15 protein-coding genes are annotated in these 14941 nt (G+C 43.4%); 12 read left to right on the forward strand and 3 right to left on the reverse strand.

Annotated features, from left to right (window positions below):
- Positions 1-5: 5 nt before the first annotated feature.
- The gene (gene wrbA, locus Q9312_RS00475) at positions 6-599 is read right to left on the reverse strand and encodes an NAD(P)H:quinone oxidoreductase (protein WP_309202562.1); all 594 of its coding nucleotides are present in this window, start codon (positions 597-599) and stop codon (positions 6-8) included.
- A 15-nt stretch (positions 600-614) separates the two neighbouring features.
- Positions 615-965, reverse strand: a complete 351-nt coding sequence (gene arsC / locus Q9312_RS00480) for an arsenate reductase (glutaredoxin) (protein WP_309202563.1) — start codon at positions 963-965, stop codon at positions 615-617.
- A 59-nt stretch (positions 966-1024) separates the two neighbouring features.
- On the opposite strand from arsC, the gene Q9312_RS00485 reads away from it, so the two are divergent.
- Positions 1025-2233 (forward strand): YihY family inner membrane protein, encoded by a 1209-nt coding sequence (locus Q9312_RS00485; RefSeq protein ID WP_309202564.1) that lies wholly within the window; start codon positions 1025-1027, stop codon positions 2231-2233.
- On the opposite strand, the gene Q9312_RS00490 is transcribed toward Q9312_RS00485, so the two are convergent.
- A complete protein-coding gene (locus Q9312_RS00490; protein WP_309202565.1) occupies positions 2196-3935 on the reverse strand; it encodes a cyclic-di-GMP receptor FimW-related protein in 1740 nt (579 codons plus the stop codon). The two genes, Q9312_RS00485 and Q9312_RS00490, sit on opposite strands and share 38 nt — an antisense overlap.
- 189 nt (positions 3936-4124) lie before the next feature.
- On the opposite strand from Q9312_RS00490, the gene Q9312_RS00495 reads away from it, so the two are divergent.
- The 11 genes from Q9312_RS00495 (at position 4125) to Q9312_RS00545 (ending at position 14831) form a co-directional block, all read left to right on the forward strand.
- The gene (locus tag Q9312_RS00495) at positions 4125-4613 is read left to right on the forward strand and encodes a TlpA family protein disulfide reductase (protein WP_309202566.1); all 489 of its coding nucleotides are present in this window, start codon (positions 4125-4127) and stop codon (positions 4611-4613) included.
- Between the two features lie 108 nt (positions 4614-4721).
- Positions 4722-5246, forward strand: a complete 525-nt coding sequence (locus Q9312_RS00500; RefSeq protein WP_309202567.1) for an AraC family transcriptional regulator — start codon at positions 4722-4724, stop codon at positions 5244-5246.
- Between the two features lie 9 nt (positions 5247-5255).
- Positions 5256-7175 (forward strand): tetratricopeptide repeat protein, encoded by a 1920-nt coding sequence (locus Q9312_RS00505; protein ID WP_309202568.1) that lies wholly within the window; start codon positions 5256-5258, stop codon positions 7173-7175.
- The gene (locus Q9312_RS00510; protein WP_309202569.1) at positions 7172-9997 is read left to right on the forward strand and encodes a tetratricopeptide repeat protein; all 2826 of its coding nucleotides are present in this window, start codon (positions 7172-7174) and stop codon (positions 9995-9997) included. Before Q9312_RS00505 ends, Q9312_RS00510 begins: the two co-directional genes overlap by 4 nt.
- Entirely contained in the window at positions 9994-10632 is a 639-nt protein-coding gene (locus tag Q9312_RS00515; RefSeq protein WP_309202570.1) for a tetratricopeptide repeat protein, read from the forward strand. Before Q9312_RS00510 ends, Q9312_RS00515 begins: the two co-directional genes overlap by 4 nt.
- Positions 10633-10637: 5 nt before the next feature.
- Complete coding sequence (locus Q9312_RS00520) at positions 10638-10943, forward strand: hypothetical protein (protein WP_309202571.1); 306 nt, start codon at positions 10638-10640, stop codon at positions 10941-10943.
- 98 nt (positions 10944-11041) lie between these two features.
- Positions 11042-11773: a MotA/TolQ/ExbB proton channel family protein gene (locus tag Q9312_RS00525; protein ID WP_309202572.1), complete on the forward strand. Its 732-nt coding sequence runs from the start codon at positions 11042-11044 to the stop codon at positions 11771-11773.
- Positions 11774-11784: 11 nt separating this feature from the next.
- The gene (locus Q9312_RS00530) at positions 11785-12315 is read left to right on the forward strand and encodes an ExbD/TolR family protein (protein ID WP_309202573.1); all 531 of its coding nucleotides are present in this window, start codon (positions 11785-11787) and stop codon (positions 12313-12315) included.
- Positions 12316-12317: 2 nt separating this feature from the next.
- On the forward strand, positions 12318-12827 hold the full coding sequence (locus Q9312_RS00535) for an ExbD/TolR family protein (RefSeq protein ID WP_309202574.1): 510 nt from the start codon (positions 12318-12320) through the stop codon (positions 12825-12827).
- A gap of 1 nt (position 12828) precedes the next feature.
- Entirely contained in the window at positions 12829-13776 is a 948-nt protein-coding gene (locus Q9312_RS00540) for a TonB family protein (protein ID WP_309202575.1), read from the forward strand.
- A gap of 65 nt (positions 13777-13841) precedes the next feature.
- A complete protein-coding gene (locus tag Q9312_RS00545) occupies positions 13842-14831 on the forward strand; it encodes an FAD:protein FMN transferase (protein WP_309202576.1) in 990 nt (329 codons plus the stop codon).
- Positions 14832-14941 lie beyond the last annotated feature (110 nt).

The raw sequence follows: 14941 nt of genomic DNA on the forward strand, positions 1-14941 counted from the left end.
AACGTCTAGATGCTTTTTAAGCGCATGGCAATCGTCGCTAAACGCTTACCTTGTGCCTGACAAAGACGTTTTTCTTCTTCACTTAATGTTTTCGAGTTCTCATTACCTGCAAAGTGACTAACGCCGTAGGGGGTGCCGCCGGTGCGAGTATGCATCAAGTCAGTCTCTGAGTAAGGTAAGCCAACGAGCAGCATTCCATGATGAAAAAGCGGTAACATCATTGATAGAAGCGTTGACTCTTGTCCACCATGAAGACTGCTGGCCGATGTAAAAACACTGGCGGGTTTTCCTGCAAGCTTTCCGGTCATCCATTGCTCGCTGGTTTGCTCCAAGAAAGATTTAAGAGGAGCTGCCATGTTGCCAAATCGGGTAGGGCTACCGAGTGCCAGTGCATCACATTGCGCTAAATCATCGAGAGTGACATAGGGATCACCTTCGTTCGGAACATTGGGCTCAATCGCTTCGGTCGTCGCTGACACACGCGGTACCGTGCGTAATAATACTTCAACATCAAGGCTCTCAGCGCCGCGTGCAATCTGACGAGCCATGGCTTGAGTGGCTCCTCCAGCTGAATAATAAAGTACCAACAGTTTTGTCATTACGGCTACCAGTGATTAAATGAGGTCTAAAACATTTTCAGGAGGACGACCAATAACCGCTTTGGTTTTCGTTACAACAATGGGGCGTTCAATGACTTTTGGATTCGCGATCATAAGCTTTAACAAAGCCTCTTGGTTCAAACTCTTATCATCTAATCCTGCGTCTTTGTACTCCGCTTCTTTGGTGCGCAAAATATCACGAGGCGTAACACCGAGTAGCTTGATAATGGTTTTAAGTTTATTCACCGAAGGTGGATTTTTTAGATATTCAACAATGGTGGGTTCAATGCCTTTTTCTTGCAATAAAGCGAGGGTTTGGCGAGATTTTGAACAGCGCGGGTTGTGATAAATGGTAAACTCTGACATATTTTCGAACCTAATTAGACTAAAATTCATTTAATACACTATTGTAGGCTGATTCATAGATGGAAGAAAAGCTTGTCTGGCTAAAACAGTTTGTCTTATTTACGGTAGAGCGATTCAGTAAAGATCGCTGTCCATCAATTGCCGCGGAGCTAACGGTTACCAGCTTACTGTCGCTCGTCCCATTAATGACGGTGATTGTTGCACTCTTGTCATTATTTCCTCAATTTCAAAGTATGGAATCAGAAGTACAAGGGTTTATCTTTCGTAATTTAATGCCCGAATCTAGCGAAGCTATTCAAACCTACGTTAATCAGTATGTAAAAAATACGCAGGGTTTAACTTCTGTTGGAACAGTCGTTTTGGTGCTTACGTCATTAATGCTGATGCGAACGATCGACAAGTCTTTTAATCATATCTGGCAGGTGAAAACGAAAGCGGCACCGGTTCGAGTGTTTTTGGTTTATTGGGCCGTACTTACCATGGGACCTTTACTGCTCGCGTTTAGCTTGGGGGTGAGTTCTTATTTTGCCTCGTTGCCTTTAGTTTCTGATGTGGTTCATCAACAAGCCAATTTAATTAATCGAATTATACCAATGGCCATGGCGTTTATTGCATTCACTGTGATGTTTATCGCTGTGCCTAATCGTTCAGTAAAGATTAAACATGCACTGGTCGCAGCGCTTATCACATCTCTATTATTCGAACTTGCAAAGTATGGATTTGGAGTTTTTGTTAAACAATTTTCTACCTATCAATTGATTTTTGGCGCATTAGCGGCGGTTCCTTTGTTTCTTATTTGGATGCAATTGTCTTGGATGATTCTTTTGATCGGCGCTGAAATTTGTCATGCTTTAGGTGTTTTTCAAGCGGAAAATAATCGTCAAATTAGTCAGCCTTTTGTGGTGGCAGCTCGCGTTTTGAAGCTGTTAGTGATTGCGCAAAGATCAAGGCAAGCGGTTCGCCTAGAAGATTTACAAGATCAGTTGCCGCAAGTCAGATTAGATACTCTATCGCAAGTGCTTGGAACATTGATCAATGCCAAGTTGGTTTTGGTAATGGATAATGAAATATATTCTTTATCGGGTGACAGTAGCAGCTATCAGTTGGCTGACATCTTAAACTCTGGCATTACCGACATTCCTGACCAAATGGCTTTGCAAGAACTATCGGAAGATGATGCAGAGCTGGCTGAGGCGATTAAGCAAGGGCGACAGGCTCTGCTGGCCAAGCTTAGTGATCCCCTGGTAAACGCACCGAATCAAGGTTGATCGTTTCGTTGGATTGCTCACCATCGTTACTATCGCTGGAATGATTCGGCATACTGGTCCATGGAATCATGTCCGACGGTTCTTCTGGCTCTGGATCATTCACTTCAATGACTTCAAAGCTTTGAAAATGGAACATTTCGATGCACGGAGTGACCAGTGTTCGTTTGCGCGCTCGAATGTCTTCCAATTGATTTTTATGGCGCAGTAAAAACTCTCGGCCATCTTTAAAAGTGCCGCGGTTGCACACCAAAGCAAGCGGGTCGTCTTGCCGACTGGCAGCAGGTTTAAAGAGTAATGCCGCTTGACCAGAAGTTTGAGCATTCTTTGCCAGTTTGGTATTAATTCGACAAGGCTCAAAGTTACCGTCAATAAACTCAAGTCCTGCTCGCGTGCCTTGGTTGTCATCGCCAAATAGCCAACGACAGACTGCTGGCCGCCATCGATAAGAGGGTTTTTTATCGATGTATTCTCGAATGATTACCAGTTCACCAACTTTTAACTGGTCGGCAATATTATTGTGCGTGGTGATGCCAATACCACCGTCGCTGACATTAGAAGCATCCCAGTTAAGTTGAACTTTGTGTTCATGCCCAATGTATGACTCGATGGTTTCTGAATCCCAATGAGTTGAATCTGGCGACTTTCGGTGTTTTTGCAAGAGGGTATGAATCGCATGCATTCCCCAGATGACGTCAAGTTTAGTAATCACTGGATAACGACGGCCTTTGCGTTCAATTTTTGAGTTCCAGTGCGCTGCCATATGTTCGAGCAGGGCCTGAGCAGTACCTGGTCGCAAATTATTGTAAAAGCCCTGAGGACTTTCGCCCGTTTGTATCAACGCATCGTTTTGGTATTGCAACTGCCGAATCACATCGTGTGTGAGCAGCATACACACATTTTGATCGTCTAAGTCGCCTTCAAACTGCGAGCTATAAGACGGCTTAATTTGACTATTTAGTTGTACGATAAAGCAGGTTTCTTCTTTAAAGTCACCATGATCGTCAGAAAACTCGGCTAAGTGACTCCAGCGCTCTAGGTACTTAAACAGTTGCCAATGCTCGCCATACGACAAGTGATAAGGATCGGCCAAAGACATTAAGCAGATTCTAGCGAAGGTTTTCTCAATCGTATTCAAACACTGAAATTGGTTTTCTGAGCTTAAAGACGTATCTTCTAATTGCTTCATCTGAGCATAGGCATACAAACCGTTACACTCGCGCCAAAGATAAGCTGGAATTGGGCTGTAGCTCTCGTAGTGTTCCATCAGCTGCAAGCCTAGGTAGTGCAACGACAGATTGATGCCCTTGATCAACCCTTTATTTTTTCCCCATAATTTTCGTTTATTCAGTTCTGCGTCGGTAATTATTTTATGGGCGAACGCCATTTCTCGAGTGAGTAGATGTAAATTGTTGTACTCTCGACGGCGGGTTTCTACATTGGTGATGTGGGCAGCATAGGGACGGTAAGCGTCAAAAATTTGCGCGTAAGCCGTATCAAACAAACTAACCAGTTCTTTGCGTTGCGAAACGCCGATTTCTGAACGATTTAAACTCGCGATAGCGCGGCTTATTTCAGGAACGGCACGGCCCATATCACCGTAGGGAAGTGATTTTAACCAGCTTTTAAGTTCAGCGGGATCGGTTTCAACCAGCAAATGTTGTCCCTGTTGCTGGGCAGGGAACGTTAGTCTCGGAGAATCCATTCTTGACTACTCACCTTGTCAAACATCAATTTTGATAGCATAGTTTATCCGAAATTTGAGTTATGAACGAATCCAAATTGCTGATTCGAAGTAAAAAAGTGTTTTCTGTGATAAAAGGTTATTTAAAATATCTCAATGCGAAATATATCGCCTTGTGCCCACAGTTTCAATCACTAGGGATACCGCCAAGTGCTGCTAAGTAATAAATATAGAACAAATACCGGCTTGTTACTGATTTTGCTAAGCTTTTTTTCATTAAAAGGATGCGAGCAATACGACTACAACTCACAATTCTATTTATTATCCGGTGAACAAAAAGCGCTCTCCGATTATCGGGGAGAGTGGTTGTTGATTAATTTTTGGGCAGAATGGTGTCGGCCGTGTCTAGAAGAGATTCCTGATCTTAACCAATTGCATCAGAAAAAGGACGCGCTGAATTTATCGGTGTTAGCCGTGAGTTATGAGCCCGAGGCCAATGAGCGCCTGCTATCGGCAAAACAACGTTTTAATATGGAATACCCGATGATGGCGACCGATCCTGAGCCAAGGGTGCCCTTTACCCGTCCAAACAAACTTCCCGCATTCTATTTGGTCACTCCGCAAGGTGAAATTACCGGACCATTCTACGGAAAAGAGAGTCTGCAAGAGGTTGAGCAACGAATTCAAGCGACAGAATAGTTCATATTTTGCGATTTTGTGCGCAAGTACAGGTTTTAACTACTTATTTTCATCAAAATTATCATTATACTAACCTTAACTAAATTCGTTAATTAGGTGGACAGTGGCATGACCAAGCTACTCGGGCAAATAGCGGCGGCAGTTTTGCTGCTTTTTTCTTATGGAATAGGGTGGACAGCTGAGCCAACAGAGCCGGTTGCTGAGTCGTTGGAGGCACTCAAGAAAGAAGTGCTTTCTATTAACCGAGAGCTGTTTATCTTGGAGGAAGACCTATTATTCCCGTCGTCAACCCAAGTAGCCTTCTACGTTTCACTCGATTTGGGTTACTTTTTTAAACTCGACAGTATCAAGTTAAAAGTCGACGGGGAGTGGATTACTCAATATTTATACACCGCTCGTGAGTTAGATGCATTGAAGCGAGGGGGCGTGCAACGTCTTCATGTTGATAATCTACAAGCGGGTGAACATGAGGTCGTGGCCGTGGTCATCGGTTACGGGCCTGAAAACCGCGAGTATAAGCTCGCCGTATCAAATAAGTTCGAAAAAGACACCGAAGCCAAACTTTTGGAGCTAAAGATCGTCGATGACGATACCAAGCAGCAACCAAAATTAACGATTAAAGAGTGGAACTAATTTAGCCCAATGAAGAACGAAACTGCTCAAAAGCAGCTTGTTGGATGGATTAGTTTTTTCTGGATCTCCCTAAGCAGCCTAGTTGCTCAAGCTGAAGAAAGCCCTCAGACTCGATTGTCACTCGATGATAATCGGCCGATAAAGTTGCAAGAGCTCGCATTCGGAGAGGTGCTGTATGATTATTATCAGCAAAATTACTTTGCCGCGCTAACCCGTTTAGATGTCGCTGAAACTCGCCAGGAAGTAGGTCATCATCGAGTCCATTTACAGTTGATGCGCGGAGTGATGTATCTGAGCTATGGCATGCTTAATTCTGCTGAACAGATTTTTGAGCAGATACTCACCGATGAGAGTCGCTCAGATATCATCAACCAAGTTCGTTTTTATCTTGGTAAAACGCAGTACATGCATGGAAATTTAGAGCAATCGCTTAACTATTTTTCGATGGTGAATATTGAGTTGCCAACCAATTTAGAGCAAGAAAAGCGCTTAATCATGGCGCAAATCGCTTTTGAAATGGGCCAGATAGAAAAAGCAGTTGAGCTTTTGAAAACCGTTGATCCGGAAACTCAAGCGGGGCAGTACGCGACCTTCAACCTCGCGGTATTTTTGTTAAGACAAGATCAGGTAGATGGTGCAATTGAACTGTTTGATCGTCTCTATCCAAACCGACAGTCTTCGGACGTTGAACGCAGCTTATACGATCGAGCAAATCTAGCACTAGGTTATTACTTTCTCGAGAAAAAACAAATTGAGCCAGCGCAGCAGCATTTATTGAATGTGCGACTCGACAGTTTATACAGCCATCGAGCGTTGCTGGCACTGGGGTGGACTTACTACGAGAGCGGCCAAGAAGATAAAGCGGTTGCTCATTGGTTAGAGTTAGATCGACGTGATCCTCGAGAACCTGCAGTACAAGAAGCAAAAATGGCATTGGCGTTTGCTTATTATCGAAACGGCGCCAAGAAAGAGGCGTTAGAGGCTTTTGTTAATGCAGCGGCATCATTTGGTGAGCAGCTGAATTTGATCGCTCAAGCCAAAGTAGAAATGGATCAAGAAATCTTTCAAAAATGGCTCGATGAAAGAGGCATATTTGGAGACAAAGTTTTCGCCAAATGGGCGAGTGGTGATGTGCCTGTGGCAGGAAAAGCCATAGAGTATTACTTTCAAGAAGTGGTTGCGAGTAACGAGTTCAATCAGTTTTTTCAGCGCTTTCAAGAAACCTCTCATTTAATGAGTGTGTTACAGCGATGGCAAAGGCAGTTACCTGTTTACCAACAAATGCTTAGCAACCATGAGCTTAGATATCAGACGTTAAAACCCAAAGTTGCTGAGCGGCAACAGCAATTGATTCAAGGTGAACATCTAGAGCAGTTTCAAGCGCTCAAGCGTCAAGCGGAGCAACGATTACAAAGTGATGATTTGTGGGTGTTGGCTGATGAAGAAGAGCTCGAATTGAGAGCCGATCTACAACGAGTAAAAAACTCGCTTGAGAAATTAAAGCAAGCAGGTTTTGATATGGAAGATCAAGAAGAACAATGGAGAAGAATTTATGGCGCGCTTCTATGGAAGTTAGGTGTAGATTATGGACCACGACGCTATCAATTAGAGAAAGGCGTAGCTGATGCTGGCGCTGCAATTGACGAGTTAACAACGCGTAATATATCTCTTTCTGAAGCTGAGCAAAAAGCTGCCTCGCGGTTTGCTAACTACGATCAAAGAATCATTGGACTGCAGCAACGCATTGAACAAATGTTGCAACAGATTGAATTACAGAAGTTACGTTCTCAAGAGCAAATGCGCCAAGTGTTAGAAAAGAAACTCAAGAAGCGAGAGCAAGAGCTCGATTTTCTACTCGCCCAAACCGAGTTATCGATCGCAAAAATTCAAGATGAAGCCGTTAATCGTTTATTGGAGAATACCCAATGAAGCGAATTTTAATAGTTTTATCACTGACTTCTTTTATCAGTGCTTGCGCACTGTTTTCCGGTGGCGGGTTGCGTGTACCACTCGAAGATATTGAGCCGACGGTTAGCTTTATTGATCGACAAAAAGTCGAAGTCCCTGAATCGAATATTGATGATGTTGATGCACAAGACGTTGTCAATTCTTACCAACGATTGATGCAGTCGCCTCACGCTGAAGTTCGCCGACAAGCAATGCGTCGGTTAGCCGATCTAAATATGCGCTTGGCGGAAGAAAAAGAATTGTTGATTGCCGATGGAAGAGATCCAAATGCCTTACCTCCTGCAATTCGAGATGCCAGTTATCAGCGAGCCGCCGATTTATACAAGCAAGTATTGAATGACTTTCCTCAGCAAACCGATGATGCAAGTATTCGTTATCAACTCGCTCGAGCATTGGCTTTACAAGGTGAAAGTGATGCGTCGTTGGCTCAAATGGATCAGTTAGTTGCTAATCATGATAAGTCGAATGAGATGGTCGAAGTTCAATTCCGTCGAGGAGAAGCTTACTTTTTGCGTCGCGACTACCTGCAAGCCGCAGCAGCTTATCAACAAGTACTTTCTTTTGGTGATGAAACAGAGTTTTACGACAAGGCGCTGTATAAAAATGGTTGGGCTTTATTTAAGCAATTTGATTACGAAGCCGCATTAGATAATTTTTTCCCATTGCTAGAAAGACTTCGCTCTGGCTTGGCGCAAGAAGGGGATGTACGTGCTGTTCTTGACGATTTAGTCGCCGATACGCAACGAGCGATTTCATTGTCATTTTTACACTTAGAAGGACCTGAGTCGGTTAAAAAATATTTTGCTAAAGTCGGGCGTAAAGCCTATGAGCATGAGACCTATGCAAAACTCGCTGATTTATACCTACAGCAGCAACGCTTTCAAGATGCGGCCAGCAGTTATCTAACATTTGTAGAAACTAATCCACTCCATGAACAAGCAGCGTGGTTCCAAATTAAAGTGATCGACACCTACGTCAATGGCGGATTTCCTTCTTTGGTTTTGCCTGCAAAAGAAGATTTTCTGGTTAAGTTTGGTGTCAAAAGTGAGTACTGGAGTACGCTAACCAATGAACAACAATTGGCTTTGCGTGCAAATGTTGTGCAAAACCTCGATGAAGTTGCCAGCTTTTATCACGCGCAAGCACAGCAACAGCAAAAAGCCGAGAACTATCGAGTGGCTGCCGAATGGTACAGTCACTTCTTAGTTTTGTATGAAGACGAAACTCAAAGAGCGCCTTACCACTTCTTAATGGCTGAGGCATTATTTGATGCAAAAGATTATGCACAAGCGATTGAGGCTTTTGATACCATTGCTTATCAATACAAGCGTGCTGCGAAACAAGAAGTTGCGGCATACAATATCTTAGTTGCCTACCAGGCGCTTGCCGATGGGCAGCCGAACAATAAAACACTTTATCAAAATCGAATTGTTGATTACTCGTTATTGTATTCCGCGTACTTTCCAAACGCTAATCGAACGCCAGAGTTGCTTACTCGCACCATGGAATTTTATGTTGAGTCCGATCAGCTAGAGCAAGCCATTCGAACCGCTGAAAAGTTAATCAGAGTGCCAGCGACAAAAACCGATACTCAAATGACGCGAGCAAAGGTTGTTATCGCCAACGGTTTATTCGACTTAAAATATTACCCGCAAGCTGAATTAGCAATTACCGATGTTTTAAACAGTCCAGGATTAACGAGGGAGCAGCGTGGAAACTTTAATGAGCGTTTAGCCGAATCAATTTATCAGCAAGCAGAAGTACTCATTGCGCAAAAAGATTTGGAAGGTGCCATTGCCGAGTTACAACGACTGGTAACCCGAGTGCCCAGTGCAACAATTCGTCCAAATGCAGAGTTAGAAGCCGCCGTTTTAATGTTGCAATTAGAAAAGTGGCCAGAGGCAAAAGTTGCTTTGGAGGGTTTCAAGAGTCGATATTCAAGTCATCCTTTAGCGAAAGGACTGGATCAGCGATTGGCCTTTGTGTATGAAAAATTAGAACTTTGGTCGTTGGCTGCTTCTGCTTATGGTCGAGTGTCTGAGCAAACCAATGAGCCTGAAAAGCAAGCGGATTTAAAGTGGTATTCAGCGCAGTTGTTTTTAAAAGCTGAGCAGCCGCTGCTAGCCATAGAGGCATTCAAAGCTTACTACTGGGCTTACCCGTCGCCTCTTGAGCGTTCAGTTGAAGCGCAAGCGAAATTAGTCACGCTGTATGATGAGCAAAATGATCCAGAAAAAAGAGATTTTTGGCGCGATAAATTAATCCAGCAATACTACACGCTAGGAGACAAAAACACTCCGAGGACACGCTACCTTGCTGCACAAATGTCTTTTCAAATGGCTGAGCCCGACTTTGTTAAGTTTCAACAAATTAAATTAACGGTTCCGTTAGCTGCATCATTGAAGAAAAAGCGTGCAGCGATGGATAAAGCACTTAAGCAATATACTGAAATTGCTAAGTTCAAAGTCGCAGAGTTCACCACCGCAAGTACTCATAGAGTAGGGCAGCTGTACTTGATGTTAGCCAAAGACATTATTAATTCAGAACGTCCGAGTGGCATGTCAGAAGAAGAAGCGGAAGAATATAGTTATTTGATTGAAGACCAAGCTTTTCCAATCGAAGAAAAGGCCATTGAGATCTTTGTGTCTAATTCTGATCGCGTCTTGAGTAGTATTTACGATCAATGGGTTAAGTTGTCGTTTGCTGAGCTAGCAAAGCTCCAGCCTGCTCGTTACAACAAGCAAGAAGTGGTTGAATCATGGATAGGAGGGCAACAACCATGATAGAGCAAGCCCATTGTCGAATGGCATCTCCTTTACTTGCCATAGTGACTATTATAGTTTTGAGTATGCTGAGCGGGTGTGGGAGCATGAAAGCCAGACCGACGGACTCAGCAACGGTTCTAGAAACACAAAGTGGACCCGCATTTTTAGATGAAGAGCTACCCTCTGGGTTAACGAGCTTATTGAGCCAAGCGCGCACCGAACATCAGAATGAAAACTCCGAGCGGGCCTTGCAGATATTGCAACAAGCGGCGCAGGAATTTGCCGAGTATCCTCAGCCTGATGTTAATAGAGCGATAGTCTATATGCAGCTAGAAGATTATGAACAAGCGATGCAAGCAACAGAAAACGCACTGTCAAAACGAGAGCTGTATGCCCCTGCTGTGAATTTACAGGGCGTTTTACATCGTATTAATGGCGATTTCGAGCAGGCTAAGCAATCCTATCAAAATGCCATTGCTTCAGAACCAAACTACGCCAACGCCTTTTTGAATCTCGGTATTCTCGCCGATTTATATTTACAAGATTTTACCTTGGCACTTTCATCTTTCGAGGCGTATTTGAACCTCGTTAAAGAAGATGAGAAGGTAAAAAACTGGGTCGTTGACCTTAAGCAGCGAATCCCCGAGGAGTGATTGGTATGTCAAAGTTGATTATCTACACGATTGTTTGCGGATTATCCATTGCTATCAATGCCGCAGAGAATAAGTCTCAATCGACAACAGTAGTGCAGCAAACCCAGTTAGGATTAACCATTAAAGGTAATCAAGAGCTGCCGAATATTTTGTACATAGTGCCCTGGAAAAAAGGTCCTGGAAATGACATTTCACCCATCCAAGGGCGAATTGTTGATGAGGTGTACGGTCCAGTTGACTACAATGTATTCAAGCGGCAGATTAAGTTGTATAGAGAACATCAAGAGCAGAAATCAACACCAGAACAGTGAAGTTTATCTCATTTTGCAAGGTTCAATAACCGATTGATAGTCGGTTAGGTTATACTGCAGTGATAATTTTAAAACTCAATAATAGTGGAGAGTAACGTATGAAGGGGTTGGCATTGGTGGCACTAGCGCAGAGCGCCACAGCAGCTGCACCACAAGAAGAGCCCGGCTTATTTATGACCATCGTTAAGTTTTTCCAAGACGGTGGTGCCTTTATGTATCCGATTTTAATTGTTATGGCACTTGGTATTGCCATTGCAATCGAACGATATATTTATCTTCAATTGGTTAAAACTAAAAATCAGCAGGTTTGGAAAAAACTGTTACCGGTTTTAAATAAAGGTGAGTTTCGACAAGCTTTGAATCTTGCTTCGAATTCGAACGCAGCGATTGGGCGAATTTTGGCTTATGGTTTGAGTAAGTTTAGCCAAGGTAAGCGTCACGACGATCTCGAAATGGCCATGGAAGAAGGTCTAATGGAGATCATGCCACGACTCGAAAAGCGCACTCAATACCTAGCGACCTTTGCAAACATTGCAACCTTATTGGGACTGCTCGGGACAATTCTTGGTTTGATAAAAGCATTTACCGCCGTCGCTAATGTTGATCCGGCCGAAAAAGCTAACCTTCTTTCTGCGAGTATTTCGGTCGCGATGAACACCACTGCATTTGGGTTGATGGCAGCAATTCCACTACTGCTGGCTTTCACCTTCTTGCAAACCAAGACCACAGAAATTATTGATAGCTTAGAAATGGCATCGGTGAAGTTTGTTAACGTGATTCGCTCTGCAAAGCCAGCGGAACCAAAAGTACGACCAACTGCCAAGCCTTAGGATAACAAGCTATGTGGAAACGTCGCGCAAAGCGCTCGCGAGAAGTTAATACCGAACTAAACATCACGGCCTTTATGAACTTAATGGTGGTGTTGGTTCCCTTTTTGTTGATTACCGCAGTGTTCTCGCAAGTATCCATCTTGAATTTAAATTTGCCGGGTACTGGCGCTGCCGAGCAAACGCCGGACGAACCTGCTAAAGCCCTTGAAGTGATCATTCGAAAAGAACGCTTAGAATTGTATGAGCGAGCTTCTGGAAGTATGCGGGCTATCGAAAATACGGACGATGGTTACGATTTCATAAAGTTGAACCAAGTGCTTCAGCAAGTGAAATCTCAGGCTGACTTTATCAACGAAACTTCGATTACTTTATTGTTAGAAGAAGACATTGAATATGAAGTGCTTGTGCAAACGATGGATGCCGTCAGACTGATGAAGATTGAGTCTGAGGAAAATGGCGGAAAGGTGATAACCTACGAAGAGCTTTTTCCTGACATTTCAATCGGTAGTGCGCCGGTACTAGACGAACAGGCGGAGAGCTGAGTATGAAACTATCGGCCCGAGCTAAACGTATGGAGCGCCATCACAAGCGCTATGGAAAAGGAACGTTACAGCTCGTTTCTTTAATGGATATTTTTACGATTTTGGTGTTCTTCTTATTGGTTAACTCATCAACTAATGAGCAGCTACCCTCATCAAAAGCCTTGACCCTACCTAAGTCGACGTCGGAGCAATTGCCCGAAGAAACGTTACTGATTTTGGTCAACAATAACGATATTTTAGTTCAAGGTCGTAAAATTATTACCGCGGACGAAATACTTGCGTCGGAAGACAATATCATTCCGGTTTTAAAAGAAGAGCTTGAGTTCCACCTTTCTCAACGTCTTGGTATCGTTAAAGGCGTCGATGATCCCGGTGAGGTAACTATTATGGGGGACAGAGAAATTCCCTATAAGTTACTCAAGCGAATTTTGTACACATTGTCAGAGTCGAATTATAAGGATATTTCTCTGGCGGTCGCTCGGAAATCCGAAAAAGAAGAGGTAGCCAATTAACATGAGTAGCTTCATCTATTCGGTTGATCCAAAGTTACCTTGGGAAATTTCTGAAGAAGAAAGCCAACGGTATCGAAAGATACTTTTGGTTATCTTGGCATTTGTTATTATTTTTGGATTGGTCATTCCCTTTATCAATGTGCCACAGCCAGTGCGAGTCGTTAATAAAGTACCCGATCGACTGGTCAAGTTGGTAATAGAACAAAAGAAAGTGGTTATTCCTCCTCCGGTTGTCGAAGTGAAACCCGAAGAGAAAAAAGAAGAGCCTGAGCCAGAACCTGAAGAGAAGAAGCCCGAGCCGAAGCCTGAGCCTAAACCTGAGCCCAAGCCAAAACCGAAGCCAAGTGAAGCCAAGAAAGCGGCAGAAAAGAAAGCCGCTGTGTTTGCTGATACCTTTGGTGATGTTGTGAATAATAGCGGCTTGGATAACTTAACGAGCGAGAAAAATCTTTCACAAGGCGGCGCGCAAGAATCGAAGTTAAAACGCGATCAACTCGGCGATGCTGCGAAAGCGAGTACCGGTGGAATTGAAGTGGGTCCTGCTAGTAGTTCACAAGGTACGGGCGGAAAGCTTCAAGGAAGTGGTTCAACCAAAGTTGAAAGTAAGATTGAAAATGTCGCTGGCGCTTCAAGTTCGGCATCAGAGTCGACGACAGGTGGCATTCGTTCGTCAGAAAATATTCAGTTAACCTTTGATAAAAATCAGGGTCGTATTTTCGTCTCTTATAATCGGGCATTGCGTAAAAACCCTTCGTTACGAGGTGTGGTGGTCTTTAAGCTAACCATTCAGCCATCAGGAAAAGTGTCTGATGTGAGCATCGTTCGAAGTGAATTAAAGGATGCTGATTTAGAACGGCGTTTGGTCAGTGCAATTAAACGTTTAGACTTTGGATCACAAGACGTCGCTGTCTGGACGGGTAATTACCCGATAGACTTTTCTCCTCAATGACCTAAAAGCGTGCTAGAGAACGGTCTTTAGCACGCGTTTTCCAATCAATAAATGTTGAGCCTCGAATGTTCTTTCAAAAGTTCCTAACTAGCCTGTTAACACTGAGTGCCTGTTTTGTCGTTGCAATTCCTTCGGTTCACGCGCAGTGGTACAGCCATAGTTTCGAAGTGATGGGAACGTCTGCAAAAGTTGAATTATGGTCGGACTCACCATCAAAGGCAGAGACTTTAATCAAGCAAGTCGAAGTTGAGATGGAGCGGATTAATCAATTGATGAGTCCGTATATTTCATCGAGCGAGTTGTCAAAAATTAATGCTGCGGCTGGCGCAGATCCCTTAATTATTTCAAAAGAACTCCTTAAACTGATTGAGCGATCCATAGCATTTTCTGAATTAAGTCATGGCGCTTTTGACATAACCTTTGCCAGTGTTGGCTATAAATATATCTATCGTGATGGAGTCGCGCCCAGTCAATTATTTATTGATGAGCATAAAAATTTAATCAACTATCACTCAATCAAGCTTGATCAGCAGCGTTCGACGATTTTATTAGAAAAGCAGGGAATGAAAATTGATCTTGGTGGAATTGCCAAAGGTTATGCTGTTGATCAATGCATCGATATCATACGACAAGCAGGTATTCAACATGCTTTCGTTCAAGCCGGCGGTGATAGTCGAGTATTAGGCGACAAACGAGGGCGCTTGTGGACGATAGGCATTCGTCATCCGCGGCAAGAAGCAGGGGTGATTACACAGTTACCGTTAGCGAATGTAGCGATTTCGACGTCTGGAGATTATGAGCGATTTTTTATAGAAAATGGTGAACGGGTTCATCATATTATTGACCCCCAAACAGGTCGCTCATCGAATAAAAGTGTCAGCGTTACCATTATTGCTAATGATTCGCTGACGGCCGATGCACTTTCTACCACGGTCTTTATTCTTGGAGCGAAAAAAGGACTCGAATTAATTGAATCGATGCCAGAAGTGTCGGCAATAATCATTGATGCACAGGGTAAGTTTCACTATTCGAGTGATTTTTTAGCGGCTAATTGATTCGACTTATCGCAAAAGTCCATCTATATTCTTTTCTATCTCTATTCGAGAACGCAAATCCGTTTCCATCTGTTTTCGATTGAGTTATCGTTTATCCCGCGCAATACTTA

It is taken from the genome of Pleionea litopenaei (assembly GCF_031198435.1).
GTDB lineage: Bacteria > Pseudomonadota > Gammaproteobacteria > Enterobacterales > Kangiellaceae > Pleionea > Pleionea litopenaei.

Coding starts and splice junctions, on each gene's coding strand:
- Q9312_RS00545 (WP_309202576.1), top strand. CDS start 13,842: ATGTTCTTTCAAAAGTTCCTAACTAGCCTGTTAACACTGAGTGCCTGT.
- Q9312_RS00530 (WP_309202573.1), top strand. CDS start 11,785: ATGTGGAAACGTCGCGCAAAGCGCTCGCGAGAAGTTAATACCGAACTA.
- Q9312_RS00485 (WP_309202564.1), top strand. CDS start 1,025: ATGGAAGAAAAGCTTGTCTGGCTAAAACAGTTTGTCTTATTTACGGTA.
- arsC (WP_309202563.1), bottom strand. CDS start 965: ATGTCAGAGTTTACCATTTATCACAACCCGCGCTGTTCAAAATCTCGC.
- Q9312_RS00490 (WP_309202565.1), bottom strand. CDS start 3,935: ATGGATTCTCCGAGACTAACGTTCCCTGCCCAGCAACAGGGACAACAT.
- wrbA (WP_309202562.1), bottom strand. CDS start 599: ATGACAAAACTGTTGGTACTTTATTATTCAGCTGGAGGAGCCACTCAA.
- Q9312_RS00525 (WP_309202572.1), top strand. CDS start 11,042: ATGAAGGGGTTGGCATTGGTGGCACTAGCGCAGAGCGCCACAGCAGCT.
- Q9312_RS00515 (WP_309202570.1), top strand. CDS start 9,994: ATGATAGAGCAAGCCCATTGTCGAATGGCATCTCCTTTACTTGCCATA.
- Q9312_RS00505 (WP_309202568.1), top strand. CDS start 5,256: ATGAAGAACGAAACTGCTCAAAAGCAGCTTGTTGGATGGATTAGTTTT.
- Q9312_RS00500 (WP_309202567.1), top strand. CDS start 4,722: ATGACCAAGCTACTCGGGCAAATAGCGGCGGCAGTTTTGCTGCTTTTT.
- Q9312_RS00535 (WP_309202574.1), top strand. CDS start 12,318: ATGAAACTATCGGCCCGAGCTAAACGTATGGAGCGCCATCACAAGCGC.
- Q9312_RS00510 (WP_309202569.1), top strand. CDS start 7,172: ATGAAGCGAATTTTAATAGTTTTATCACTGACTTCTTTTATCAGTGCT.
- Q9312_RS00540 (WP_309202575.1), top strand. CDS start 12,829: ATGAGTAGCTTCATCTATTCGGTTGATCCAAAGTTACCTTGGGAAATT.
- Q9312_RS00520 (WP_309202571.1), top strand. CDS start 10,638: ATGTCAAAGTTGATTATCTACACGATTGTTTGCGGATTATCCATTGCT.